Raw genomic sequence first — 24,690 nt, forward strand, 5'->3', positions numbered from 1 at the left:
CCATGTCCACCACGAAACCCAGCTGTCACGGCGATCCGGGCGGCGCGGTAGCCCCTGCTGGCGCGCCCATCATCGCGCTCGTTGGCTCCCCCAACTCTGGCAAGTCCACTCTCTTTAACGCCCTGACCGGCGCGAAGGCGCAGACCGGCAACTGGCCGGGAACCACGGTTGAGGTCAGCCGCGGTGCGTGGAAGATCGGTGACGCAACCGCCGATCTCATCGATTTTCCCGGCACCTACTCACTCGACCCGCTCAGCCCCGATGAGGCGCTGACCCGCGCCATGCTCATCGATTGCCCAGATGATGAGCGCCCCGACGCCGTCGTCGTGGTCGTCGATGCCAGCGCCGTCGCGCGCGGCCTCAACGTGGCCCTCCAGTTAGCGGAGCAGCCCTACCGCCTCATCATCGCGCTGACGAAGACCGACGTGGCCCTCAACCAGGGCCAAACAGTGGATCCCGTTGCGCTCGCTGAATCCACCTCCATCCCGGTGGTGGTGGTTGATGGGCGTAAGCGGGAGGGCGTCGAGAAGCTGCGAGAGGTTGTTGTTGATTCTCTGGCGGCTGAGCCCGTGCAGCTGCGCGAGGACGCAGGTTTGGAGGCCCGCTTCGCGGAGTTGGATGCGGCGGCGAAGGCCTCGGTGAGCGAGGTCGAGCACGCCACACCCCTGTCCCACCGCCTCGATGCGGTGGCCCTCCACCCGGTGGTGGGACCGCTGCTGTTTCTGGCCGTGATGTGGGTGGTCTTCCAGATCACCACCACCGTGGCCGCTCCCCTCCAGGATGGCCTGGAGGCGTTAGTCTCCGGACCCTTGAGCGATTGGGCACGGGCGGGGCTTGAGGCCATCGGCCTGGGCCACCCCCTCGTTACGGGCTTGCTTGTCGACGGCCTCATCGGCGGCGTCGGCATGGTCCTCACCTTCGCCCCGCTCATGGCGCTGATGTTTTTGTGCCTGGCGGTGTTGGAGGATTCCGGCTACATGGCGCGCGCGGCGGTGGTCACGGATCGTCTCATGCGGGCCATCGGTCTGCCGGGCAAGGCTTTCATCCCCATTGTCGTGGGCTTTGGCTGCAACGTGCCGGCGATCTCGGCCACGCGCGTGCTGGGCAGCCCGCGGCATCGCATCATGACCGCGCTGCTCATTCCGTTTACCTCGTGCTCGGCGCGCTTGGTGGTCTTCGTCATGCTTTCGGCCACGTTTTTCCCAGATCATGCCGGCAGCGTGGTGTTCATCATGTACGTCATTTCCATCGCGCTGCTCGTGCTCGTGGGTTTGGTGCTGCGCAAGACTCTGTGGCGCGCGGTTCCGGAAGAGGCACTGGTTATTGATTTGCCGACGTACCAGCTGCCCACCGTGCGCCTAGCACTGAGCGTGATGTGGACGCGCTTGAAGGGCTTCTTGCAGACGGCCGGTGGCATCATCGTGAGCACCGTGGTCGTGGTGTGGCTGCTCATGGCCATCCCGGTGGGTGCGGCGGTCCAGGACTCCTCCTGGGGAGAACCGCCGGCGCCGGAGGATTCGGCCTACGGGGCGGTCGCGCACGCCATCGCTCCAGCCTTTGCCCCGGCCGGCTTCGACTCGTGGTCCTTGGCGGGTCCGCTAGTCACTGGTTTCGTGGCCAAGGAGGCGCTGATTTCGACGTGGGCGCAGACCTACGCGGTCGAGGATGTCACCGACGCCTCCGCGGAGGAACAATCCCATAGCGCGCTCAGCGATCACGTGCGCGCGGACTTCGAGCAGGCTTCTGACGGTCATCCCCTCGCCGCGGTGTGGGCCTACATGCTCTTCCTGCTGGCCTACACGCCCTGCGTGGCCACGATTGCCGCGCAGCGGCGAGAGATTGGCTGGCGCTGGACGCTCTTCGGCTTCGGCGTCCAGCTGGCCACAGCGTGGGTGCTGGCTGTAGCGGCCTTCCAGATTCTGAAGGTGTTTATCTAATGCCCGCCTCCCCCATCCAGGCCGTGCAGGAAGCCATCGAATCCGGCGTGCGCTCGCGGGCGGCCATCGCGGCACAGACCGGGCTGGAGCCCGGCACGGTGGACCTCATCCTGGATCACCTCACCGCCAGCGGGGTACTCGATATGGAGCCACTCGGCTCCTGCCCCGCGGGCGGATGCGGGTCCTGTTCGGCGGCCTCGGCGTGTGCCGGCCCCAGCAGCACGCGTGGGCCGGTTCTGCTTAAGCTTCGTCGCTGCCCCTAACCGCGCTGTCACGGGAGTCTTCACGTGGGTTCTGCCGCGGCTCAACCTGTGAGATGTTGACGGATGAGTCCATGGGACTTAGCGCTGACTCCATGGCAGGCAGGCGGCGGGAGCGCAGGCGGGTGAGGAGCTCGGAGGCGTCGGCAGGCGTGAGGTCTTGACCAGCCATCTTCACGGGGCCAGCCACGAGGTCGAAGCGCACGGTCCGCACGCCCGCAAGGTGCCCCAACGGCCCCACTTTCAGCGTGAGCTCCTGGATGTGCGGGGTTCCAATCACCATGACGCGGCGGTTAATGCGGCCGCGGTGCACGATGGTCACGGGAAGCGGGGAATCCACGAGCGTCACCGACTGCTGCTTGCGGTCGAGGGGGCTGATCCACGTCGCCCGGCGCGGGGAGGTATAAGTGGGCTGGGTGTGCCCTTCGGGGCGCGCGAAATCCTCAATCTGCGCACGATCCAGATCGGAGATGAGCTCTAAAAGCTCCAGCGCCTGCTCGCGGGTACCCACCGGCAGGATGCGAGTGGAACCGGACTGCTTACCGCTGCCCTTCGCGCCATAACCAGCTACAGAGACGTGCACCTCGTACCAGCCGAAGCGCCGCCATAAGAAGGGCTGGCTTACCCGCACGCCGTGGATGCGGCTAATGCGGATGGTTTGGCGGCGGCGGTCGGCAAGACCGTAAGAGACGTTGAGGGCGTTGGTGGGGGCGTCGTGAAGCGCGGTGAATTTCCAGGAAGAGTCCACCAAGCCCCAGACGCTTCCAACAAAGCCCACGATGATGGGCAGCAGCGCGGTCCACATACCCGGGATGAAGAGCAAGCCCCCAATAACGAGGGCCGCGAGGAGCGTGGGCAGGCGCAGCGCCTCAGCGGCAATCGTGCGCAGTATGGGAATCTCCGGGATCAGCGCGGCGGCTTCCTCCGCTTCCGGCGCCGGCTCACTGGCAGGGTTCTTATTCGTGCGCCGCAGCAACTCCGCGCGCAGCTCTTCTGCTTTCGCTTTGGGCAGGTACTCAATCTTGATCACCGACGAGGTACCGCCGGCGGTCTCCACCCGAACCGTGGCCAAACCCAACAAGCGCGCGATGATGGATTCCACGACGTCCACCGCCTGGATGCGCTCATAGCGCGCGGAGCGGAAGGACGTGGAGATGACGCCGTGGCGCAGCGCGATTTCATCCTCGGTGAGCTTGTAGCCCAGCTTGCGCCACCAGATTCCGGAGACCAGCCAAATCACTGCGCACACCAGCACGAAGGCGCCGATACCCAGCAGGGTACCGCGGCCGACCTCGCCGAGGTTGCCGCTCTGCAGGTAAGACACCACGTCCGAAATCATGGCGGCGTTGATGTTCACCGCAAAAATGGCCACCAGCGCTAAAATCAGCGACCAAAAGCGCAGCAGCGGGGTGAGGCGGTGGACGCGAATGTAGCCGTCGGCGTCGATAAGCGCGCGGTCCTTCACAGCCCACTCATCCTCTCGCGAGCCTTGACGGCGAGGCGCTCGCGCAGGGCATCGGCGTCCGCGGCAGGCAGGCCGGGGATGGTGGCGTCGCTGCTGGGCGACGCCGTGTGCAACTTCACCTTCTTCAGCCCCATCGCGCGCTCGATGGGGCCGGCCGTAACGTCGACGAATTGGATGCGGCCATAGGGCACGACGGTGAAAGTGTGCCAGATTTTGCCGCGGGTGACGAGCAATTCGTCGGCGGTTTCCTGCCAGCCTAGGTTTTTGACCTGCGCGGGGATGAGCCAGAGCTGATAGAGCGCCCACACAACGAGCGCTCCGGCGACCCAATAGAGCCAGTCCCACCAGAAATATGCCGCCGCGGCCGCCAGGGCGGCGAGGATGACGTCCCAGCTCAAGCGCGAAATGTAGCGGGCTTTAGTGAGTGACGGGGATACGGTATTCATGCCGCCACTTTAACACGAACCCTTGACAAGTCGTTGGGTTTATACAACACTGTGGTGCATGTCCCCAAAGAAAAAGCCAACCCGCCCACTATTTAACCGGGTCCGCGTGCTCCGCGTTGAACGGGACATGACGCGCGCACAGCTTGCCGACGCCATCGGGGTCAACCCCCAAACCATCGGCGCTCTCGAGCGCGGCGACCACTCCCCCAGCTTGGACCTCGCCTTCAACATCTGCGAAGTTTTCAATCTACCCGTGGAAGCCGTGTTCTCCCGGACCGAATTCACCCCCATGTCCTCCGAAATCTACCGAAAGGACTAAACCACACATGTCCGCCTCTATTCCCGATTCCGTTAAGACCCGCAAGCGCTACATCACCCTGACCGACCTGTCCACCGCCCTCATCATTGCATCCATCCCCCTGCAGTTCTGGAGCGCCTTTACCTCACTCATGGTGGCCGCCCTTGGAACTTTGCTGTGCGCGTTGATGACCGCTCGCCTCCGCACAACGATTGGTGCCGCAGACCTGCCCAGGACAGAACTGGATGAGTATCAGATGCAGCAGCACCTTGAAGCCCGCGACGACGGCCTCAAATTCTCCCTCGCAGCACTCGTCATCCTGCTTCCGGTGACTGGCCTTATCGCCTGGGGTGCCCGAACCATGCCCATCATGGACGGCGTATTCGTCTCCCAGCTCTACCTCAAAATCATCCTGCTACTCATGGTGTGGGTGCCCTTCTCCGTGGCACGTTCCCTGGCCGGAAAGATGAACCGCGACGAGCTCATCTCTAAGGAATAAGCCGCTTAGCGGAAATCCCGCGAGCCGCGCGAGAGCGCCTCACCGAAGGCCAGCGGCTCCAGCTGGTCCGCGGCAACGGTGACCGCGCCGGAGGCGTTCTGCACGATGCCGCGCACGATGAGCGCGGGCGCTGTTCGCGCGGTGACTTTATCCCGGGCCCACAGGCCTGGCGTGACCATCACGTTCATCAACCCGGTCTCATCCTCCAAACCAAAAAAGACCACCCCGCCCGCTGTCTGCGGGCGCTGGCGGTGCGTGACCACCCCGGCGATGCGCACGCGGGTGCCATCCTCCACTGCCGGCAAATCCGCCGCGGATAGGATGCCGCGGGCCTGCAATTCCCCGCGGACCTGCTCCATCGGCTGCTGGTTGTGAGTCACGCCGGTGCTCGCCACATCCGCCGCCATGAGCTCAAAGGCGCTCATCCCCGGCAAAGACGGCGCTTCAATCGCCGAAAGCCCTGGCAACATCCCCGCCCGTTCTGTTGCGGCCACGCCCGCCTGCCACAGCGCCTGGCGGCGATCCACCCCAAAGACGTCCAAGGCCCCCGCCACGGCGAGGGCCTCCACGTGATCGACGGTGAGGTCGGCGCGGCGGGAGAGATCGGGGACGTCGCCAAACGGCGCGGCCGCTTCAATGCGATCGGCGGCCTTATCACCCAACCCCTTGATGAGGTTAAGCCCCAAGCGGATACGCGCCTGACCGTCCGAGCCCACCACCACGCGCGCCTCGCGGCCCGACTCGTTGACGCTGACCGGCAGCACCTCCACCCCGTGGCGGCGGGCATCCTGAATAAGCGACTGCGGCGAGTAGAAACCCATCGGCTGCGCGCGCAGCAGGCCCACGCAAAACTGCGCCGGGTAATAGCGCTTAAACCACGCCGAAAAGTACACCAAGGAAGCAAAAGACTGCGAGTGGGACTCCGGGAAGCCATAAGCAGCGAAGGCCACAATCTTGGCCCACAACTTATCCGCCACCTCCCCGACGATCCCGTTGGTTTCCTCCAAGCCCTCATAAAAGCGCTGCTTGAGCGCTGCCATCTTGGCCGGCGAGCGCTTCGAGCCCATCGCGCGCCGCAGGTCATCCGCCTCCGCGCCGCTGAACCCGGCGGCATCAACCGCAATCTGCATGAGCTGCTCCTGAAAGAGCGGAATCCCCAGTGTCTTGCCCAGGGACTTCTCCAGCACCGGGTGGTCATAGGTCACCGGCTCCTTGCCATCGCGGCGGCGCAGGTAAGGATGCACCGACCCGCCCTGAATGGGGCCTGGACGGATGAGCGCGACCTCCACCACGAGGTCGAAGAAGACCCGCGGTTTGAGCCTCGGCAGCGTGCTCAGCTGCGCGCGCGATTCCACCTGGAACACGCCCACCGCGTCCGCGCGGCAGAGCATGTCATAGACTTCCGGGTCAGCCAGGTCCAGCTCCCACAGGTTGACCACCCGGCCGGTGCTCTCCTCCACCAAGTCCATCATGTGGTGCAGGGCTTCGAGCATGCCCAGGCCCAGCAGGTCGAACTTCACCAGCCCGGCGGCCGCACAATCATCCTTATCCCATTGCAGCACCGAACGATTCTCCATGCGCGCCCACTCCACGGGCACGACATCCGCAATTGGCCGGTCACACAGCACCATGCCGCCGGAGTGAATGCCCAGGTGGCGCGGCTGACCCAGAAACTGCTCGGCCAAGCATTCAACGTCCGAAGGCGCGAGCGCAATGCCCTTCGACCAGGCATCGGCCGAACCCTGCGGATAGCCCAACGCACGGGCCGCATCCCGCAGCGCACCTTTGCGCCGATACGTAATCACGTTCGCCACCTGCGCGGCGCGCTCGCGGCCGTGCTTGGCATAGACGTACTGAATAACTTCCTCGCGCCGCCCCGATTCAATATCGATGTCAATATCCGGCGGGCCATCACGGTCCGGGGATAGGAAGCGCTCAAAGAGCAGGCCCGCGGAAATCGGCTCCGCATTCGTAATCCCCAGCGCGAAGCACACCGCCGAATTCGCCGCCGATCCGCGCCCCTGGCACAGGATGTTCTCCCGTTTACAAAAGTCCACGAGGTCACACACGATGAGGAAGTAGCCGGGAAAGCCCAGCTGCTTGACGACACCCAGCTCATACCGCATCTGCTCCCACGCCCGCTCCCGAATCTCCTCTGGGCGCGTGGCATAACGTTCGGCAGCGCGCTCAAAGGTAAGGTGCTCCAGCCAGGACATCTCGGTATAGCCTTCCGGCACGTCGAAATCAGGCAGGTTCGGGGCCAGCGCCTCCCACGTGAAGCTGCAGTCCTCGAGGACGCGGACGGTTTCGGCAATGAGCTCGGGGCGCTCAGGCAGCAGGCGCGCCATTTGTTCCCCGGAGCGCAGCCAGGACGAGCCCATGGGGTGGGAGCTGGGGGAGGCGTCGGCAAGCGCGAGGCGTCTGGACAGGGCTTGTTTGGCTCCAGCCAACCGCGCGTGTTCACGCGTGGCGGCAGCCGGGCGCGCAGTGGCAATGGCGCGCGAAACCGGCAAGGAATCCAACAGTAGGTGGTGGTCCGCGTCCTCCGGGAGCTGGGTACATGCATACTCCAGAACCATGCTGTCTATTTTTATTCCCTCGACCAAAAGATCGAAATGCTCTACCCATTCCCAGCCCACCAGGAAGAGGCACTCGTCCTGCAGCTGCGCACCAATCTCCGCCAAAGAAGGATAGGATACAGCCCCCTTCTCCCCCGCCTCCATGTGAGCGCGGGAGATAAGCCGAGATAGACGCCTATAGCCCTCCGGGGTGCGCGCCAGGACGGTCAGCGGGGCTGGGTCGAGACTGAGCTCCGCCCCGAAGACCGCAGGCAGGCCAACTTTGGCGGCGGCCTCCGCAAACTTCATAAGACCATAGAATCCATCCCGATCTACCAGCGCAATCCCCCGCAGGCCCAGTTCGACGGCGCGCGCCACGAGCCCCTCCGGCTCGGAAGCGCCACACAGAAAGCTATAGGAGCTCACCGCATGCAGCTCGGCGAAAGGCACGGCGGAATGCCCCACCTTCGGCGCGTCCGTGGCCTGCGGTAGGTGGTCCACCGAGACCGGGACGGGCCCCGGGCGACCAGAGAGAATCCTCTCCACCCGGGACCACGGCAGCGCCTCACCCCCATTGAATCTCATAGCCCCACACACTATATTCGAACACAGGTTCCAGTCAAGGTTTTCGTTGAACAATTCTCCGAATAGACAAAGCGGTTCAATCGTTGCTAGTTTTTCGTGCAGCGCACAAATCCTGCGGTGACACGACTTGCCGCACAACCAAGAAGGGACACTAGGAACCCACCATGAGCATCCGTCGCGTACTTGCTGCCACCTCGGCAGCCGTCATCGCCGCAACCGGCCTGGTTGCTTGCTCCTCGGACTCCGCTGAGTCCAAGGATTCCGGCGAGGCCATCACCAAGGACTCCACCATCACCATCGGCACCACTGACGCCAACATGGAAGAGTGGGCCGTCTTCCAGGACCTGGCCAAGGAAGCCGGCTACGACGTCAAGCTGGAGAACTTCGCCGACTACAACACTCCGAACCAGGCTCTGGACCAGGGCCAGCTGAGCACCAACAAGTTCCAGCACCTGAAGTTCCTGGCTGAGTACAACAAGGGCAACGGCACCGATCTGGTCCCGCTGGCCTCCACCGAGATCTACCCGCTGGCCATCTACTGGAAGGACCACAAGGATCTCGCTGGCATCGAGGGCCAGGAAGTCGCCATCCCGAACGACTCCACTAACCAGGGCCGCGCCATCGGCCTGCTGGTTCAGGAAGGCCTGGTCACTCTCAAGGAGAACAGCCCGCTGACCCCCACCCCGCTAGACATCGATGAGGACAAGTCCAAGGTTAAGGTCACCCCGGTAGATGCTGCCCAGACCCCGGCCGCCTACGGCGAGGGCAAGCCGGCTGTCATCAACAACTCCTTCCTCGAGCGCGCCGGCATTGACCCGGAGTCCGCCGTCGCTCAGGACGACCCAGACTCCGCCGAGGCTGAGCCCTACATCAACGTCTGGGCCGTGCGCGCCGACGACGCCGACAACGAGGCCCTTCACGAGCTGGCCAAGCTGTGGAAGGACCCGAAGGTCACCGAGGCCGTCCTGAAGTCCTCCGGCGACACCGCCGTGGCCGTCGACCGCTCCCAGGAAGAGCTCCAGGAAATCCTGGACCGCCTCGAAGAGCAGGTCTAAGCCCCGCGTAATCCACATGTCCCCCGCGCTCACGCTTGATTGCGTGACCCGGGGGATTTTGCCCGTTACTCCCTCCTCACTCACTACACGGACACGTACAAAGGAAACCCACGTGACTGAACAACAAGGCGCCCACCGGGGCACCCGGATTGAATTCCGCAACATCACCAAAGTCTTTAAAAACAAGAAAACCACCACGAAAGCGCTTGATGATGTCTCCCTGACCGTCGAGCCCGGCGAAATCATCGGCATCATCGGTTTCTCCGGCGCGGGTAAGTCCACGCTGGTGCGCATGATCAACGGTCTGGATAAGCCGACCTCGGGGCAGCTGCTTCTCGACGGCACCGATGTCGTCCCCCTCCCCGAATCCAAGCTGCGCGGCATCCGCCGCAACATCGGCATGATCTTCCAGCAGTTCAACCTCATGTCCTCGCGCACCGCGGCGGGCAATATTGAGTACCCGCTGAAGCTGCAGGGCGTCGACAAGCAGGAGCGTAAAAAGCGCGTCCAGGAACTGCTGGAATTCGTCGGCTTGGCGGACAAGGGCGATAACTACCCGGAGCAGCTCTCCGGCGGCCAGAAGCAGCGCGTCGGCATCGCCCGCGCCCTGGCCAACAACCCTTCCCTGCTGCTGGCGGATGAGGCCACCTCGGCGCTGGACCCCACCACTACCCACGAGGTGCTCGACCTGCTGCGCAAGGTCAACCGCGACCTCGGCATCACCATCGTGGTCATTACCCACGAGATGGACGTCGTGCGCTCCATCGCCGACAAGGTGGCCGTCATGGAAAACGGCCGCGTCATTGAGGCCGGCAGCGTCTATGAGGTCTTTTCCAATCCGCAGACCAAGGTGGCGGAGAAGTTCGTGGCCACCTCGCTGCGCAACACCCCGGACGTCGTTGAGGCCGATGACCTGCTGGCCCACGAGGGCCGCCTGTTCACCATCAACTTGACGGAAAAGTCGGGCTTCTTCGACGCCGCCGGCAAGCTCGCGGACCAAGGCGTGTCCATCGCCGTGGTCCACGGCGGCATCACCACCTTGCAGAAGCATTCCTTCGGCAAGATCACCGTGCGCCTCAACGGCCCGGATGCGGCCATCGAAGATTTCTACGCACACATGCAACGCACCACCGATATTGAGGAGATCCAACGATGAACGTCACCTACCTCGCGCAGGCCAATTGGGACCGACTGGGCAGCACGCTTGTCGACGCCATCAAGGACACCCTCATCATGGTCGCCACCACCCTGGTGGTCGCCGGCATCATCGGCTTGGTTCTCGGCATCCTGCTCTACACCACCCGCCCGGGCGGCATCCTGCAGAACAAGCCCATCTACTTCATCATCAACATCCTGGTGAACTTTGTTCGCCCGATTCCGTTCATTATCTTGCTGGCCTTTGTCCAACCGCTGACGGTGGCGGTGCTAGGCAGCTCTATCGGCCGTGAACCGGCCACGTTCGTCATGGTTATTGCGGCCACGTTCGCGGTGGCGCGCATCGTGGAGCAGAATCTCGTGGCGCTGGACCCGGGCGTGATTGAAGCAGCCCGCGCGATGGGCGCTTCGCCGTGGAAGATCATCACCACGGTCATCATTCCGGAGGCGCTGGGCCCGCTGGTGCTGGGCTACACCTTCCTGTTCATCGGCATCGTCGACATGTCCGCGATGGCCGGCTACGTCGGCGGCGGTGGCTTGGGTGACTTCGCCATCGTCTACGGCTACCGCGCCTTCGAGTGGGAGGTCACCGTGGTGGCTACGCTTATCATCATCGTGCTGGTGCAGGCAGCGCAGTTCTTTGGCAACTGGCTCTCGGCCAAGATTATGCGCCGCTAACCGCGCCGACCCCGTGCTCTATACGCTGCGCTTTTCGACGCGGCGCGCGGCATAGAAACGAGAGGTCTTCGGCTCGTCTCCACAAGAAGAGACGACGCCGGAGGCCTCTTTTTCTTCGAGTTCTACGTCCCATGCGCGGCCATCGCGGTGGCGCACAGCGGCAGTACCTGCCGCTGTGGTATCTGTCGCGTCGACGGTGAGGTCGCCGTAGTGGAGGGTCTCGGAGGCGTCGAGAAGCTGGCGCGCCACCGCAAGCTCCGCCACCTGCCCTTGGGGCGTGGTGAGGCCGGAACCGCGGTTAGCGGGATAGAAATACTCGCCGTGCAGCGCCTTGCCCACGAGTTCGCGGCCAGCTTCCACGTTGAGGCGACCGAAGGAATATCCCCAGGGCATCAGCAGCACCGACGGTGCGAAACGATGGCCTTTGGTGTGGGAGGTTTCCCACACGGTCTCCTCAAATTCGCATGCCAGGGAGGCAGCAAGCGGGCGGCCCTTGATTGCGCAGCAGGCATCGCGCTTGGCGTGGGTGCACACGAGCACCAGCGGCAGGCACGTGCCGGTGGGGTGCTCCAGATCCAGATCGAGGATGTCCTCCGGGCCGTTCAGGACGTAATCCTGCACTAACCCCTCGCGTGCCCACACGACGAAACAGCGAAAGTGCCCCGTCCCCCGCTCGTGCCCGGCGCGCCCGGGGCGGCGAATGAGCTGCAGGCCCGCCACGCCTTTGAGCTTGGCCTTGAGCTTCTCGGTGAGGCCTGGGCCAAAAGTACGACTATCCAGCACGTCGCGAGACCAGGCCGTAGGCCACTCAAAAAGGACATAAACAGATTCTTGTTTAGCGGTACCAGCCAGGGGCTCGACCTGGACATCGGAGCAGAAGGTCATGGCGCCATCTTAACTGGCATCACTCCTTTCACAACAATGTGGTTACGATGTTTACTTCAATGCATAGAATGTCTCGCGGTACCGCTACCCTCGGAGTTATGCCGAAACACAATCTCTTGCGCACAGCCGCCCCCGTGGCCGCACTCGTTGTCTCGGGTGCGCTCGTGCTTCAGGGATGCGCTCCGTCTTCCTCCTCGGACGGCGGTACCGACGGCCCCACGAGGACTCTCGACGCTACCTTGTCCGGCGCCTCCACCTCCACTGCCACAGTCACTCCTGCTGCCCCCTCCCCCGCCGCACCGGCTGGGCTGACCCCGCTGGGCGACGCCAACATGGAGATGAAAACCCTCCGCCCACCGGCCCCCTCGGAGCTGGTGGTGACCGATGTCCGCGTGGGCAAGCATGAAGGTTTTGACCGCGTGGTCTTCGAATTCGTCGGGAACGGTTCACCGGGCTGGTTCATTGATTACACCGATGCCCCCGCCCAGCAGGGCTCCGGCAACCCGATTCCTTTCAAGGGTTCCACCGCGCTCGACGTCAGCATCGACGGCACTGCTTATCCCTTCCAGCTCGATATGGAAGACCCGAATATCGGCACCGTAAACGGCGCCGGCGGGCTGGTAACCCAGGTGGTCAGCGGCGGTACCTTCGAGGCTCGCTCGCAGTTCGTTATCGGGCTTAATGAACGCCACCCGTACTCGGTTCAGGTGCTCAAGGCACCGACGCGCCTGGTTATCGACATCCTGAACTAAACAGTTCAGGCATAGGTTGCCTCCACAGACCAGCGCCCGCCTGCCCACACGAGGAGCCAGGCGCGCTGGCCTTTCTCGTTTTCTCCGACGACTTGCAGACGCGCGCAGCGCTGCGCCGCGCCTGCTTCCCACCACCCGGTGTCTACGGGCCACGGGCCGGCCCAACCGGTCACCCGGTAGCGGTGGCACCCCCATCCCAGACCCGCCGGCTCCCCGGAAAGGAGGGCCTCGGCGGTGACGATGACGTCCTTCGAGGAGACGTCGATAAGCCGAATCCGCGCGGCCGGGTGCGCCAGGCTCGCCGGGAGCGGCGCCGGGATGCGCCCCGGCCAGGTGCCCTCCGGCTGCGGATCGCGCTGCTCGCCATAGGGGACGTACTCGATGCGCTCGGCCACCCCACGCCCGCCCGCTGGGCGGGGCTGCAGCACGCGGTCCACCCCCAGCTGGGATTGCACCCGCGCGATAACGCGCTTGGCCTGCTCCGCGGATTCGCCTGCGCCCCACAGGAGCCCATCCCCCGGCGGGGCGACCTCCACCGGCTCCAACGCCAGCTTGACGACGCCCCCTCCCTCACCCGGCGCACTTCCCGCCCGCGCAGCACTCAGCCAGCCATCGAGCTGCCAGCGCACGCGGTCTGCTGTAGCGGCCTCGCTGAGCGCTTCCTGGGTACGCCAGATCCGCTCCAAACGCTCGCCGCCCTCGAACTCCGCAGCAACGCGCAGCCGCAGACACACCACGCCGGCCTCATCGAGCACCACATGCAGGCGCGCCGCGAGCTGGCGCGCAGCAAAGGCCGCGGCGTCTACGCGCTCTAAGGGTTCTTCGAAGCCCTGCTCCACGCCCAGGTCCGGGCGTGCAAGCTCCGGCGCCACGCGCCGATCCGGTGCGGCCGCGGCCACCGCGTGGCACCGCCGTCCAGCCTCGCCGAAACGGGTGGTGACTTGGCGCAGCGGCAAACTCGCCAGCTCCCCTAACGTGCGCACGCCCAGCTGCTCCAAGGCATGCACCACGTCCGCCGCACACCCCAGCGCCACTTCCGCGGCCAATACTCCCACCGGCTGCTGAGCCAGAAAGTCGCGCGAGCCGCCTGCCGGGACTACCGCGCCCAGGTTGTGGTGGCGCGCGGCAATCAGCGCGGTGGCGATCTCATCGGCGACGCCGACGGTGGCGTCGAGGCGGGATCTGGAGGTGGCGTCGACAAGCATCTCTACCGCCTTCGCCTCACTGCCGTGGAAACGCCCGGCCGCGCCCGCATCCACAATGACCAAGCCCGGACGCAGCACCTCCACCGAGGAGGCCACCGCATCCAGCCCCGCGGCGATCTCCGCGAAGACCACGCCGTCTCGGTCCGGGTTGGCCTCCTCCACGCGCAGCTCCGGTAGGAGAGCTTGGGCTTGGCGCACCCGCATCCCGCGGCGCACCCCTGCCCGGCGCGCTGCTGCGTTGCAGACCGCCACGCGGTGCTGAGCAGCAATAACGCACGCTGCCCTGTCAGCGTCCTGCAGCGCCTGGATAGGCCAATCCGGGAACCACAGCGCCGCGACCCTCACACGACCTCCAAGTGCGGGCGCGCGTCCGGCCGCTGCCCGCACGTGAGCACTCCACGGCGCGGGCGCATGCTTGCCGACGCCACCCGCACCCCTATATCAACCCCCCGAATCCGCCCGCTGCCCCGGCCCAAACCATGTACCGCAACGACCTCCGCACCTATCTCCACAGCCGTGCCCGGCAGCCGGGTCCCCACGGTAAGCAGGGCCGCCTGCCCTGCCCGCACTTTCGCCAGCACGGGGCGCGCCCGGGTGGGGCTCAGCTCGCCTGTGCCTTTGTGCACCACCAGGTCCAGTCCCTCACACAGCACGCCGGTCACCGCCCAGGGCTCCGCGCCCGGTTCGGGCACCGCGATGACCCGGGAGATATCTCCATCCTCAACCACCTGTGCGAGTGAGAGATCGGGCCAGCCCACCACCGCAACGTGTCCGCCCGCCGCGCTAACATGGGATATCAGCTCCACCACGAGAGCGGCACATTCCGCACAGACGGTTGCCCGCTTGCGGGGAAGGCCACCGCCCGGGAGCAGCTCAGATAGCCCTTCGGGGACGCCGAGAAGCTCCACCTCCGGCTGCACCTGCGCGGCAACATCCGGGGTTTCCAGGCGTTGAATCTGGGCGCGCAGGACCGCAATTTGCTCGGCCTGCGATCCGCCCACCACACGAACACCTGTTTGATTCATGGCTCCTATTATGAACCTCTCTCCGGACGCGCGCAATTGCGCTGGTAGCGTTAGGCGCCATGAATCCCCTCCGCGCGCACACCACCCCAATCCCCACCCCGCTGTGGGTGCGACTCGGCGGATCTGCCTTGGCCGGCGCCGCCGTGGCGGTGGGTACCAGCCGCATCCACTTCGGCCTCGCCATGGGGCTTAGCCTGCTCTTCCTCCTCGCCGCCTGCACGCTCGTACTCCTACACCCCTACCGCGCGGACCTGCGTGATTATGCCCAGCGCCACAACGTCACCATGCTGCCCAACGCGGCACAGCTCATCCCGCTTATGGCGCTGTGGTTGATGGTCATGTTCTCCCCACTCCTCGCGCTGCCTGCCTGGGGCAGCGCACTGGTGTGGGTACTCGTTTCAGGCGCGGCCTTCCTCCTCTTCCCCCACGTCGACGGCTCCCGCAAGCTCGCCTACGCACCCCCTGCCTAAACCCAACCCGCCTAGGCCAGGCTGTTTAAGCCAGGTCGCGCGAGGTGGCCCAGCGCGTGAGCTGATGGCGGTTGGACTGCTGGGTCTTGCGCAAAATATTGGAGGCGTGTGTTTCCACCGTCTTCACCGAAATAAACAGCTGCTTGCCAATCTCGCGGTACGTATAGCCGCGCGCAAGCAACCGCAAGACCTCCAGCTCGCGGCGCGTGAGCGCATCCACCGCCGGGTCTTGTCCCTCCTCCGGCTCCGGCGCGGGCGAACCGGAAGCAAAAGCGTCGAGGACAAAACCCGCCAGGCGCGGCGAGAAATACGCATCCCCGCTGTGCACCTGCACCACCGCCTCGGCCAGATCCGGGCCGGAAATATTCTTCGTCACGTAGCCGCGCGCCCCTGCCCGAATCAGCGCAATCACGTCCTCCGCCGCATCCGACACGCTCAGCGCCAAAAACACCGGCTGCGCCGGCTGATTAGCCGTCGCGTTAATAACGGCGAGGCCACCGCCGTCGGGCATGTGGACGTCGAGAAGCACCACGTCCGGGGAGGTACGCGCAATGCCCTCCAGCGCCTCGGAGACGGTCCCAGCATCGCCCACGATCTCAATCTCCGAGGACGCCGCCAGCTCCGCGCGAACGCCCGCGCGAAAGACGGAGTGATCATCAACCAAAAAGACCTTCACCATGCTCATAACGCTACCGCGAGCTCCACCTCGGTGCCCTCCCCCGGGGTCGAGGAAATCCGCACGCGCCCACCAGATCCTTCTACGCGCGCGCGAATACTGTCACGAATCCCGTGCCTATCAGCGGGAATATCCTCCACGTCGAAACCCACCCCGCGGTCGCGCACAAAGATACTCAGCTCGCCCGCCAACAACTCCGCATAAACATCCACCACGTCCACACCCGCATGCTTGCCGGCATTCACCATGGCCTCACGCGCGGCCTGGATAAGCAGCTTCGCGGACTCCGTCAGCTCCGTGTCCTCACCCACCGTCACAGCAGATACCCGCATGTCGAAGAGATCTTCCACCTCCCCGCACGCCGATTCGAGGGCACCGAAACAGGTGGTGGGGGCGGCGGAGGGGGCATCGAAAAGCCAGGCGCGCAGCTCGCGTTCTTGGGCGCGCGCCAAACGCGTCACCTCGCGCGAATCCCCCGCCCGCTTCTGAATCAGCGCCAGCGTCTGCAGCACCGAATCGTGCAGGCGGGCGGCAATCTCGGCGCGCTCCTCCGAAACCGCCTTCGCCGCCTGTTCCTGAGATAGCGAGCGCCAGAGCTTCAGCACCAGCGGCACCACCAGCGCGCCAAAGCCCACCAGCGTCAGCGCCGTGGCCAGGATCGCCGAACCCGATCCGCTCTCCCACGTCACCGCCGCCACCACGACGCCACCGATGACCAGGACGGCACCGGCCGCCACAGCAACCAGGCCCACCGGCGTGTTCAGCCCGCGGTCATACGCCAACCACGCCAGCACCGCGCCGATGGCCACCACCGCCAATGGCACCGCCACGCTTAGCGACGCCCCCGAAACCCCCAACACACCCACCGCACTACCCGCCAGCGCCAGGAACACCAGCACGAGGGAGAGGGGGCTGCGGCGGGTGGAGGGGGCGTCGTCAAGCGCGGGCGTGAAAATCCACAGCCCGGCATAGGCCATCGCCCCCACCCCACCCAGCAGGGTCAACGCGGTCAAGGCGATGCGCACGGAGAGCGCCGAAACCCCCAGATTCTGCGCCAGCCCCGCCGCCACGCCGGCGACCACGCGGCCAGATTGGGGACGCGACATCACGGGATAGGGCGCCGCGTTTTCTGCGGGCACATAGGGCGAAGTCATACTAGCCATAGTCCCACGCGCCACCCCTCGGGCACATCAGGGACAACCCTGAGGTCAAAAAATCAGGGCGATTACCGATACCGCCGCGAGGCCCCACGCGGCACCATAAAAGCATGACGAAGAACAGCACACTCAACCAGATGTGGACGACCCGCCCCGTCCGCCTTCCCAAGAAACAGGGCGGTGACGCGCACATCGCTGGTGTCTGCGAAGGCATCGCGGTGCGCTACCAGCTTGACCCCACGATTGTGCGCGTGGCCTTCGTGGTCGCAGCACTCGCCTTCGGCGGCGGCATCGCCGCCTACCTCCTCGCGTGGGCGCTCATGCCGCGCTTCGGTTCGCCCTACTGCCCGCTCGATGCGGCCATGGGCAAGGATGGCGTCAAGGAGGAACAAGAGCTCGGCTGGGTGCTGATTATCGGCGTCCTTCTGACGTTTGGCTCCGGCCCGCTGTTCCTCAGCGGACAATTCCTCGCCGGCCTTCCGCCCGCTGCGCTGACCTTCGGCCTGTTGGCGCTGGCGTGGTACGCCCTTCACCAACGCGAACCGCTACCGCCCAGCGGGCTGTTGGCTGCCGAACAGCCGGTGCGCGAGGAACCGGTCAACCTCAACCCTTATACCCCAGCAGACGGACACCCCTTCCCACCGGGGCGCACGACCCCGCCGTCCTGGGATCCACTCGGCGTGGTGCCCGATGCCTGGGACCTGCCGGAGCCGGGCCCGCGGGAGGAACCGAAAAAGAAGCGCGGTTCGCAGTGGGTTGAGGGCGCGATTGCGCTCGGTGCCGTAGGCGCCGCCCTGACGATTGCCTTCCTTGGAGTCACCTTCGTCTCCGAGGCCGACGAGTCCGGCTTCAGCGCCCGCTTCAACGTCGGTGAGCAAGACATCGCGCCCACCCATGAAGATGAACTCGAGGACTACTACGACCTGGGCATCGGCGAATCGACGGTGGACTTCAGCCAGCTCCACGACCTCACAACCAAGCACGACGTCACCGTCGACGCCGGCATCGGCGCCGTCGAGGTCATCCTCCCGAAGGACATCCCCGTCGCGCTGACCTGTGATGACGGCCTGGGAGAGAGCAACTGCACCGAACGCCAAGACCCTGACGCGCTGCTGACCATTCACATCGACGCAGGCATCGGCGAGGTCACGGTCACCGGCTAAACTGGCCACCCATGATTCACTTCGGCAACGACTACCACCGCTTAGCCCACCCCCGCGTCCTCGAAGCCATTGCGGAGGCGGATGGGGCTTATGCCGGCTATGGCGCCGACGAGCTCTGTGCCACGGCCGCTGAGCGCATCCGCACTGCCTGCCAGGCGTCGAACGCTGAGGTGCATTTCATGGTCGGTGGCACGCAGGCCAACGCCACCATCATCGCCCACCGCCTGCGCCCCTGGGAAGGCGTTATCGCGGCGGATAGCGGGCACATCGCCACCCATGAGACGGGCGCCATCGAGCACACCGGGCACAAGGTCATCACGTTGCCGAACCAGCTGGGAAAAATCACCGCCGCGCAGGTTCGCGCCTGCATGGATGAGTACCGCGCCTCCGGGGTGGAAGAGCACATGCCGGAGCCGGCGCTGGTCTACATCACGCAGCCCACTGAGTTTGGCACCGCCTACTCCCGCGCCGAGCTCGTGGCCCTGCGCGCGGTCTGCGACGAGTACGAATTGGGCCTGTTTGTCGACGGCGCCCGCCTCGGCTACGGCCTGTCCGCTTCGGATGTCACCCTGTCGGACCTGGCCGCGCTTGTCGACGTCTTCACCATCGGCGGCACCAAATGCGGCGCCCTCTTCGGCGAAGCCATCGTCTTCCCCGCGGGTGCGCCGCGCTTTCGCAATGCCATGAAACAAAGCGGTGGCCTGCTGGCTAAGGGCTGGTTGCTCGGCGCGCAATTCGCCGCCCTCTTCAGCGCCCCTCCTACTGCCTCCGCCGACGCAGCAACGACCCTCTACGAGCAGATCTGCGCCCGCGCCAATGCCCAAGCCCAGCGCATCGCCGAGGCATTTCGTGCCGCAGGCATCGACATGCTCTTTGACTCCCCCACCAACCAGCAATTCGCGCTGTTGACCCGCGAGCAGGAAGAGAAGCTCTCGCAAGACTTCGTGTGCCAGTTCTTCGAAGAACACGAAGGCCTGCGCGTGGTGCGATTCTGTACGGCGTGGTCGACGGAAGAGAGGGACGTCGATAAGCTCTGCGCTGCGATTTCTGCGCTCAAGTAGCGAGGTTCCCCGGCCTGGTTTAGGCTGTGGGCTATGCAACTGGGGGGTTACATTCAAGCACTAGCGCGCGGGCTCGACGTGGTCGAGCAATGCGCCGGTGTCACACGCGCTCAGCTGGTTGAGATGGGTGCGCGGCCGGATTTCGCGGAGAAGCTCCTAGGGCTGCACGCGGTGTATTTCGGGGACACGATGTTCCGCTCCCGGCAGCGCAAGGCCCGCCGCACGGGCCACGACGTGTTCACGCTCCTCGATATCGAGCGCTATTGTTCCAAGCTCAAAGCCCGCAGGGCCTGGGAGCTGCGCCAGCTACTAGCTGCCACCCCGCGGGAGAAAATCCCCATGGTGGCGAAGGCAAAGCTCAAAGAATGGCGCCCGCCCAAGGACCCCGCCCCAGGCGTGCGAGTGACGCGGCGCGCGGGCCGCAACCACACGCTGAGCATTACGGATTCCTCGCTCAATATTTCCAAATTGCTGGCCGTGCTTAAGACCACCGACAAGGACTTGCTCACCGCGGCGCATACCGTGTTCCGCGGCGGGGGTGGCTCCGGCCAGAAGCTGCAGTCCAACGTCATCGTGCGATTGGATGAGCTCGACCGCATCGTCGATGGTGATGGCGAGGAGATTGAGTTGCAGCTGACTAATGGGGCCACGATGACGGGTGCGGAGTTCGTGCGCGAAAAGCTTGCCGACGTCGGCCTCATCACCCTCGTCCATCCCCACCACGGCCCCGTGAACCTGTACATGGCGAGCCGTTTCGCCAACACCAAGCAGCGCCTCGCGCTGTCTGCGGAGCACCCGACGTGCGCGTGGCCGGGTTGCAACGCGCCCGCGGAGGATTCGCAAATTCATCACCTCACCCGTTTCCAGGACGGCGGGCCGACAAACATGGCCAACTTGGTGCCACTGTGTGCGTATCACAACGCGGTCAATGACGATGATCCGGAAAAGCCCACCGGCCGCGGGCACCTCGACCGCATCGATGGCCGCGTGCACTACCTTCCGCCGTGGGCGGGGCCGCCAATTCCCATCGAAAGCCCGGCCCACCCGCCGCGCTCCGCTCCGGGGCCAGCTCGCGCATCCACGGATCCGCCGGCATCCGGCCCGCCCGACCCACGCTCCACGCCGCGTGGGACACCAGCCCCTGTCTCCGGCGCGCCACCGCATAACTCCGGCGAACCTCCGGACCCGCCACCGAGTTCATGAGTGCTTTTAGTCCGTAGACTTCGCCCTGATCTCACGGTGGAAGCGCCACCCCGCCGGCTCAATGGTTCAGCGGCTCGCGGGTCACCGCTCCGCCGAACCAACCGGTCGCAGGCTGCCGCTCCGCAGCCCCACCAGCCGGAGACGCCCTACGGCACACAGCCGCTTTAACCAGCCGCTCGCTGAGAAAATTTGCTCAGCGTGCGGCTACTCGCGCGCGCGATATAGAGGTATGCGTCCTTGTGCCGTGCGTACTAACGCCGTCGATACTGGCAACGGGCACGCTAACGCCATCCAGACTGGCGCCTGTCGCGACCACCCCCTGGAGGGTACGCAGGAGCCTGGCACCGCGCCATCTGCCCCCATTCCGCGGAGCTGAGTGCCGGGGATCGAAAACGGGGAACGCGGCCGCGCTACACAGCGTCTGGGAGTTTGCTTCGCTGCCCGCTTTCTACCACCGAGCTATCTCACTGAGATACTCCACTGCACTACTACAGTGCGTGTCCTAGTGTCTTTCGGCTGCGCTTACTCCCACTCGATGGTTCCCGGCGGCTTCGAGGTTACGTCGAGCACCACGCGGTTGACTTCCTTGACCTCGTTGGTGATGCGGGTGGAGATCTTCTCCAGCACGTCGTACGGCAGGCGGGTCCAGTCTGCGGTCATGGCGTCCTCGGAGGAGACCGGGCGCAGGACGATCGGGTGGCCATAGGTGCGGCCGTCGCCCTGGACGCCGACGGAACGGACGTCGGCAAGCAGCACCACCGGGCACTGCCAAATCTCGCCGTCCAGACCAGCGTTGGTCAGCTCGGTACGCGCGATGAGGTCCGCCTGACGCAGCGTCTCGAGGCGCTCCTCGGTGACCTCACCGATGATGCGGATACCCAGGCCCGGGCCCGGGAAGGGCTGGCGCGCCACGATTTCCTCCGGCAGGCCCAGCTCACGGCCCACCGCACGCACCTCATCCTTGAAGAGCAGGCGCAGCGGCTCGACGAGCTCGAACTCGACGTCGTCAGGCAGGCCGCCCACGTTGTGGTGGGACTTAATGTTCGCGGTACCGTCACCGCCACCGGACTCCACGACGTCCGGGTACAGCGTGCCCTGCACCAGGAAGGCGGCATCCTGGCCGTCCAGCGCCTGGTCGACGGCACGCTCGAAGGAGCGGATGAACTCCGCACCGATGGCCTTACGCTTGGCCTCTGGCTCGGTCACACCGGCCAGCTTGTTGAGGAAGGCCTCGCGCTCATCCACGGTGATGAGCTTGGCGCCAGTCGACGCCACGAAGTCCTTCTCCACCTGCTCACGCTCACCCGCGCGCAGCAGGCCGTGGTCAACGAAGACACAGGTCAAACGGTCACCGATAGCGCGCTGCACGAGGGCTGCGGCTACGGCGGAATCCACGCCGCCGGACAGGGCGCAGATTGCACGGCCTTCCTCACCGATCTGCTCGCGCACATCGTTAATGAGCTGCTCCGCAATGTTCTCTGCGGTCCAGTTCTGCTCCAAGCCTGCTACCTCAGTCAAAAAGCGCGTGAGCACCTCCTGGCCGTACGGCGAGTGAAGGACTTCCGGGTGATACTGCACGCCGGCCATCTGCTTGGACAGGCACTCGAAGGCTGCCACGGGAGCGCCTTCCGACGACGCGGTCACCTCAAAGCCCTCCGGGGCTTCAGAAACCGAATCGCCGTGGGACATCCACACCTTGTGCGTATCCTCGAGGCCCTTGTGGAGCACACCGCCAGACACGGTCATGTCCGTGCGGCCGTACTCGCGGGCACCCGTGGAGGCCACGGTGCCGCCCAGGGCTTGGGTCATGGACTGGAAGCCGTAGCAGATACCAAAGACCGGGATGCCGAGCTCGAGCAGCTCCGGCTTCAGTGCGGGGGCGCCGTCCGCGTATACGGAGGACGGGCCACCGGAGAGGATCAGCGCGGCCGGGTTCTTGGCCTTGATGTCCTCCACGGAGGCGGAATTGGGGACAACCTCGGAGTAGATGTTGGCCTCACGCACGCGCCGGGCGATGAGCTGCGCGTACTGGGCGCCAAAATCCACCACGAGGACAGGACGCGGGGTTGTATTTGGGTTAGTCACGGTCATCAGTTTAACGCAAGAACCCGCACCCTAGACCGCAGGGAGTGGCCCATAATCTTTCGCGGTGGCAGCTGCCTTGCTCAACGCTGCCCGAAACGCCCGCAAGGCTGGGTGTCCCTCGCGCCCAGCGCGAACCGCGGTGTAGAGCGTGCGGGTGGGATTACCAGGCAAGGCAACCACACGCACGCCTTCGATCTCTTCGAGAAAAAGGTCCGAGATCACCGCCACCGCGTGGCCCGTACGCACCAGGTGCGCGTGCAGGAACGGGTCCGGGGTTTCATAGAGCACACTGGGGTTAAACCCATGCCTGCGGCACAGCCGGTGGACGAACCTCCCCAACAAAAACTCCTCCGGGTCCATGGCAAAAGGGATTTCGTCATCGAACGCTGCAAAATCCTCCAATCGCAACTCGCTCCAGGGGCCGGTGAGTGGGGTGATGAGGCGGAGGGGGTCGTCGAGAAGCAGCTCCCGATGGGTGTGCTCATCCGTGGCGGGCATGTCCGACTCGTACTCCTCACCCAGGATGAGGTCCACCTCCCGGCGCTCCAGCAGCTCCATCGCGCCATCGGCTTCGCGCTGGATGATCTGCACGCGCAGGTCCGGGTACTCCCTGGCCAGCTCCGTGAGCGCCCGCGGGACCAGCGAGGACATGATGGTTTGAAACGTCGTGACCTTAATCGTGCCACGCACCGCATTGGTTGATGCGATGACCTGCGACTCCGCCTCATCCGCCAACGCGAGCATCCGCTCAGCATAAGACGCAAGGATTTCCCCCTGCTCCGTCAAACGCACGCGCCGGCCGACCTTTTCATACAGCGCCACGCCTACATCCTTTTCACACTGCGCCAGTTGTTGGGAGATAGCCGAGTGCGTATAGCGCAGCGATTCCGCCACCGCGGTGACGGTGCCGAGGCGTTGCAGCTCGTAGAGAATGCGCAGACGATGCAGATCCAACATGACAGAATCCCTAACAGGTACGTGTTAAAAACTGTAGATAGACTAACAGTTCTTCCCACCCCACAATGGTCTGCATGACCAACCCGTTTGCCGTTCTATGCGTCATTGGCTCGTGCATTTCCCTCCAGCTCGGAGCCAGCCTCGCCATCCAAATTTTCCCCACCGGCGGGCCCTGGGGCACCGCCTCGCTGCGTTTGCTTTTCGCCGCCGTGATTCTGCTCGCCATTGCGCGACCGCGCGTGCGCACATGGAGCCGCGAGAAATGGATCTCTGCCACCATTTTCGGCCTCACTCTGGGCCTGATGAATGGCTTCTTCTATTCCGGCATCGAGCTGGTTGCGCTGGGGCCTGCCGTGACCATCGAGTTCCTCGGCCCGCTGCTGCTGGCGGCGTGTCTCTCCCGCTCGCTTCGCGACGCCACCTGCGTCGCCCTCGCCCTTCTCGGCATGGGTCTGATGGGCCTGGATTCCTTCAACGGAGACCCCCTCGACCTGCGAGGTGTGTTCTTCCTGCTGTGCGCCGGCGCGATGTGGGCTGCTTATATCTTGGCCAGCAAGAAGGCCGGCGCGCTCTTTAGCGGTGCAGACGGCTTGGCTATGGCTTTCCTCATCGGCGGCCTCGTGCTCCTGCCAGTGGGTGGGCGCGGGGCGGTGGCGTTGGCCAGCGACCCCACCCTATTGCTGTTTGCCCTGGGCACGGGCGTGCTGGCCTCGCTCATCCCCTACTCGTTGGAGTTCCTGGCGCTACGCAGGCTTGCCCCCAACGTCTTTTCCATCTTGATCGCTTTGGAGCCCGTTTTCGCCGCGCTCTTTGGCTGGATCCTGCTCTCCCAGAACGTGTCTCAGCTCAAGCTGGCAGCTATCGGGCTGGTGGTGGTGGCCTCGGTGCTCCAAACCATGGCGCCGGCGCGCGGGCGCGTGGTTTTCCGCAAGGTGGCACTGCGCCCACGCCGCCTGAAGAAGCCCCGGCTGCTGTGGTTTCACAAGCCACGCAATCGCAGCTCTGATCCAGCAGTGAGTCCAGTGCTCAGCACAAAGGACGCCGAGGCAGCGAAGTAAACTCCGTCCCGAGCCAGGCTGAGCGGCGCAGCGCCCCAACGGGGGAAGCTGCGCCTG

Annotated in this window: 22 protein-coding genes; 12 read left to right on the plus strand and 10 right to left on the minus strand. The window is 65.0% G+C overall.

What is annotated here, in order from left to right:
• Positions 1-2: 2 nt before the first annotated feature.
• A complete protein-coding gene (feoB, locus tag HMPREF2993_RS09830) occupies positions 3-1,937 on the plus strand; it encodes a ferrous iron transport protein B (RefSeq protein WP_070702147.1) in 1,935 nt (644 codons plus the stop codon).
• A gap of 240 nt (positions 1,938-2,177) precedes the next feature.
• On the opposite strand, the gene HMPREF2993_RS09840 is transcribed toward feoB, so the two are convergent.
• A complete protein-coding gene (locus HMPREF2993_RS09840; RefSeq protein ID WP_246819852.1) occupies positions 2,178-3,662 on the minus strand; it encodes a PH domain-containing protein in 1,485 nt (494 codons plus the stop codon).
• On the minus strand, positions 3,659-4,108 hold the full coding sequence (locus HMPREF2993_RS09845; protein ID WP_070702149.1) for a PH domain-containing protein: 450 nt from the start codon (positions 4,106-4,108) through the stop codon (positions 3,659-3,661). Before HMPREF2993_RS09845 ends, HMPREF2993_RS09840 begins: the two co-directional genes overlap by 4 nt.
• Positions 4,109-4,166: 58 nt before the next feature.
• On the opposite strand from HMPREF2993_RS09845, the gene HMPREF2993_RS09850 reads away from it, so the two are divergent.
• Both HMPREF2993_RS09850 and HMPREF2993_RS09855 read left to right on the plus strand, forming a co-directional pair.
• Positions 4,167-4,427, plus strand: a complete 261-nt coding sequence (locus HMPREF2993_RS09850) for a helix-turn-helix transcriptional regulator (protein ID WP_039673876.1) — start codon at positions 4,167-4,169, stop codon at positions 4,425-4,427.
• A 7-nt stretch (positions 4,428-4,434) separates the two neighbouring features.
• Positions 4,435-4,905 (plus strand): hypothetical protein, encoded by a 471-nt coding sequence (locus HMPREF2993_RS09855; RefSeq protein WP_049157075.1) that lies wholly within the window; start codon positions 4,435-4,437, stop codon positions 4,903-4,905.
• A 5-nt stretch (positions 4,906-4,910) separates the two neighbouring features.
• Here the strand turns inward: HMPREF2993_RS09855 and HMPREF2993_RS09860 are convergent, their stop codons facing one another.
• On the minus strand, positions 4,911-8,048 hold the full coding sequence (locus HMPREF2993_RS09860) for an error-prone DNA polymerase (protein ID WP_070702151.1): 3,138 nt from the start codon (positions 8,046-8,048) through the stop codon (positions 4,911-4,913).
• 164 nt (positions 8,049-8,212) lie between these two features.
• Here HMPREF2993_RS09860 and HMPREF2993_RS09865 point away from each other — a divergent pair, with 164 nt between their 5' ends.
• The 3 genes from HMPREF2993_RS09865 to HMPREF2993_RS09875 are packed head-to-tail and all read left to right on the plus strand — an operon-like array spanning position 8,213 to position 10,936.
• Complete coding sequence (locus HMPREF2993_RS09865) at positions 8,213-9,103, plus strand: MetQ/NlpA family ABC transporter substrate-binding protein (RefSeq protein WP_070702153.1); 891 nt, start codon at positions 8,213-8,215, stop codon at positions 9,101-9,103.
• A gap of 16 nt (positions 9,104-9,119) precedes the next feature.
• Positions 9,120-10,259 carry a methionine ABC transporter ATP-binding protein gene (locus HMPREF2993_RS09870; RefSeq protein ID WP_371325907.1) on the plus strand — a complete coding sequence of 380 codons (1,140 nt, stop codon included), beginning with the start codon at positions 9,120-9,122 and terminating at the stop codon, positions 10,257-10,259.
• Entirely contained in the window at positions 10,256-10,936 is a 681-nt protein-coding gene (locus HMPREF2993_RS09875; RefSeq protein ID WP_070702157.1) for a methionine ABC transporter permease, read from the plus strand. The genes HMPREF2993_RS09870 and HMPREF2993_RS09875 overlap by 4 nt, the downstream gene beginning before the upstream one ends.
• A gap of 18 nt (positions 10,937-10,954) precedes the next feature.
• Here HMPREF2993_RS09875 and HMPREF2993_RS09880 read toward each other — a convergent pair whose 3' ends face one another.
• Entirely contained in the window at positions 10,955-11,821 is an 867-nt protein-coding gene (locus tag HMPREF2993_RS09880) for a sucrase ferredoxin (protein WP_070702159.1), read from the minus strand.
• 98 nt (positions 11,822-11,919) lie between these two features.
• On the opposite strand from HMPREF2993_RS09880, the gene HMPREF2993_RS09885 reads away from it, so the two are divergent.
• The gene (locus HMPREF2993_RS09885; protein WP_083318722.1) at positions 11,920-12,573 is read left to right on the plus strand and encodes an AMIN-like domain-containing (lipo)protein; all 654 of its coding nucleotides are present in this window, start codon (positions 11,920-11,922) and stop codon (positions 12,571-12,573) included.
• Positions 12,574-12,578: 5 nt separating this feature from the next.
• Here the strand turns inward: HMPREF2993_RS09885 and HMPREF2993_RS09890 are convergent, their stop codons facing one another.
• Entirely contained in the window at positions 12,579-14,123 is a 1,545-nt protein-coding gene (locus HMPREF2993_RS09890) for a DNA polymerase Y family protein (RefSeq protein ID WP_070702163.1), read from the minus strand.
• Positions 14,120-14,803: a hypothetical protein gene (locus HMPREF2993_RS09895; RefSeq protein ID WP_070702165.1), complete on the minus strand. Its 684-nt coding sequence runs from the start codon at positions 14,801-14,803 to the stop codon at positions 14,120-14,122. Before HMPREF2993_RS09895 ends, HMPREF2993_RS09890 begins: the two co-directional genes overlap by 4 nt.
• Before the next feature lie 59 nt (positions 14,804-14,862).
• Between HMPREF2993_RS09895 and HMPREF2993_RS09900 the strand changes: the two genes are divergently transcribed.
• On the plus strand, positions 14,863-15,273 hold the full coding sequence (locus tag HMPREF2993_RS09900) for a hypothetical protein (protein WP_070702167.1): 411 nt from the start codon (positions 14,863-14,865) through the stop codon (positions 15,271-15,273).
• Between the two features lie 25 nt (positions 15,274-15,298).
• Here HMPREF2993_RS09900 and HMPREF2993_RS09905 read toward each other — a convergent pair whose 3' ends face one another.
• Together HMPREF2993_RS09905 and HMPREF2993_RS09910 are read right to left on the minus strand one after the other, a co-directional pair.
• Positions 15,299-15,952, minus strand: a complete 654-nt coding sequence (locus HMPREF2993_RS09905) for a response regulator (protein ID WP_070702168.1) — start codon at positions 15,950-15,952, stop codon at positions 15,299-15,301.
• 2 nt (positions 15,953-15,954) lie between these two features.
• Positions 15,955-17,103, minus strand: coding sequence for an ATP-binding protein (locus HMPREF2993_RS09910; protein ID WP_198531335.1), 1,149 nt, complete (start codon positions 17,101-17,103; stop codon positions 15,955-15,957).
• 113 nt (positions 17,104-17,216) lie between these two features.
• Between HMPREF2993_RS09910 and HMPREF2993_RS09915 the strand changes: the two genes are divergently transcribed.
• Genes HMPREF2993_RS09915 through HMPREF2993_RS09925 form a run of 3 tightly spaced genes read left to right on the plus strand, consistent with a single transcriptional unit; the run spans position 17,217 to position 20,533 of the window.
• Entirely contained in the window at positions 17,217-18,269 is a 1,053-nt protein-coding gene (locus HMPREF2993_RS09915) for a PspC domain-containing protein (protein WP_070702170.1), read from the plus strand.
• Positions 18,270-18,280: 11 nt separating this feature from the next.
• A complete protein-coding gene (locus tag HMPREF2993_RS09920) occupies positions 18,281-19,330 on the plus strand; it encodes a threonine aldolase family protein (protein ID WP_070702172.1) in 1,050 nt (349 codons plus the stop codon).
• Positions 19,331-19,363: 33 nt separating this feature from the next.
• Complete coding sequence (locus HMPREF2993_RS09925; protein ID WP_070702174.1) at positions 19,364-20,533, plus strand: HNH endonuclease signature motif containing protein; 1,170 nt, start codon at positions 19,364-19,366, stop codon at positions 20,531-20,533.
• 522 nt (positions 20,534-21,055) lie between these two features.
• Here the strand turns inward: HMPREF2993_RS09925 and guaA are convergent.
• A complete protein-coding gene (gene guaA, locus HMPREF2993_RS09930; protein ID WP_070702176.1) occupies positions 21,056-22,624 on the minus strand; it encodes a glutamine-hydrolyzing GMP synthase in 1,569 nt (522 codons plus the stop codon).
• Between the two features lie 24 nt (positions 22,625-22,648).
• On the minus strand, positions 22,649-23,575 hold the full coding sequence (locus tag HMPREF2993_RS09935; protein ID WP_070545947.1) for a LysR family transcriptional regulator: 927 nt from the start codon (positions 23,573-23,575) through the stop codon (positions 22,649-22,651).
• A gap of 74 nt (positions 23,576-23,649) precedes the next feature.
• Between HMPREF2993_RS09935 and HMPREF2993_RS09940 the strand changes: the two genes are divergently transcribed.
• Positions 23,650-24,633 carry an EamA family transporter gene (locus HMPREF2993_RS09940; RefSeq protein WP_049157046.1) on the plus strand — a complete coding sequence of 328 codons (984 nt, stop codon included), beginning with the start codon at positions 23,650-23,652 and terminating at the stop codon, positions 24,631-24,633.
• Positions 24,634-24,690 lie beyond the last annotated feature (57 nt).

The sequence above is a fragment of the Corynebacterium sp. HMSC068G04 genome (genome assembly GCF_001814885.1).
Classification (GTDB): domain Bacteria; phylum Actinomycetota; class Actinomycetes; order Mycobacteriales; family Mycobacteriaceae; genus Corynebacterium; species Corynebacterium hiratae.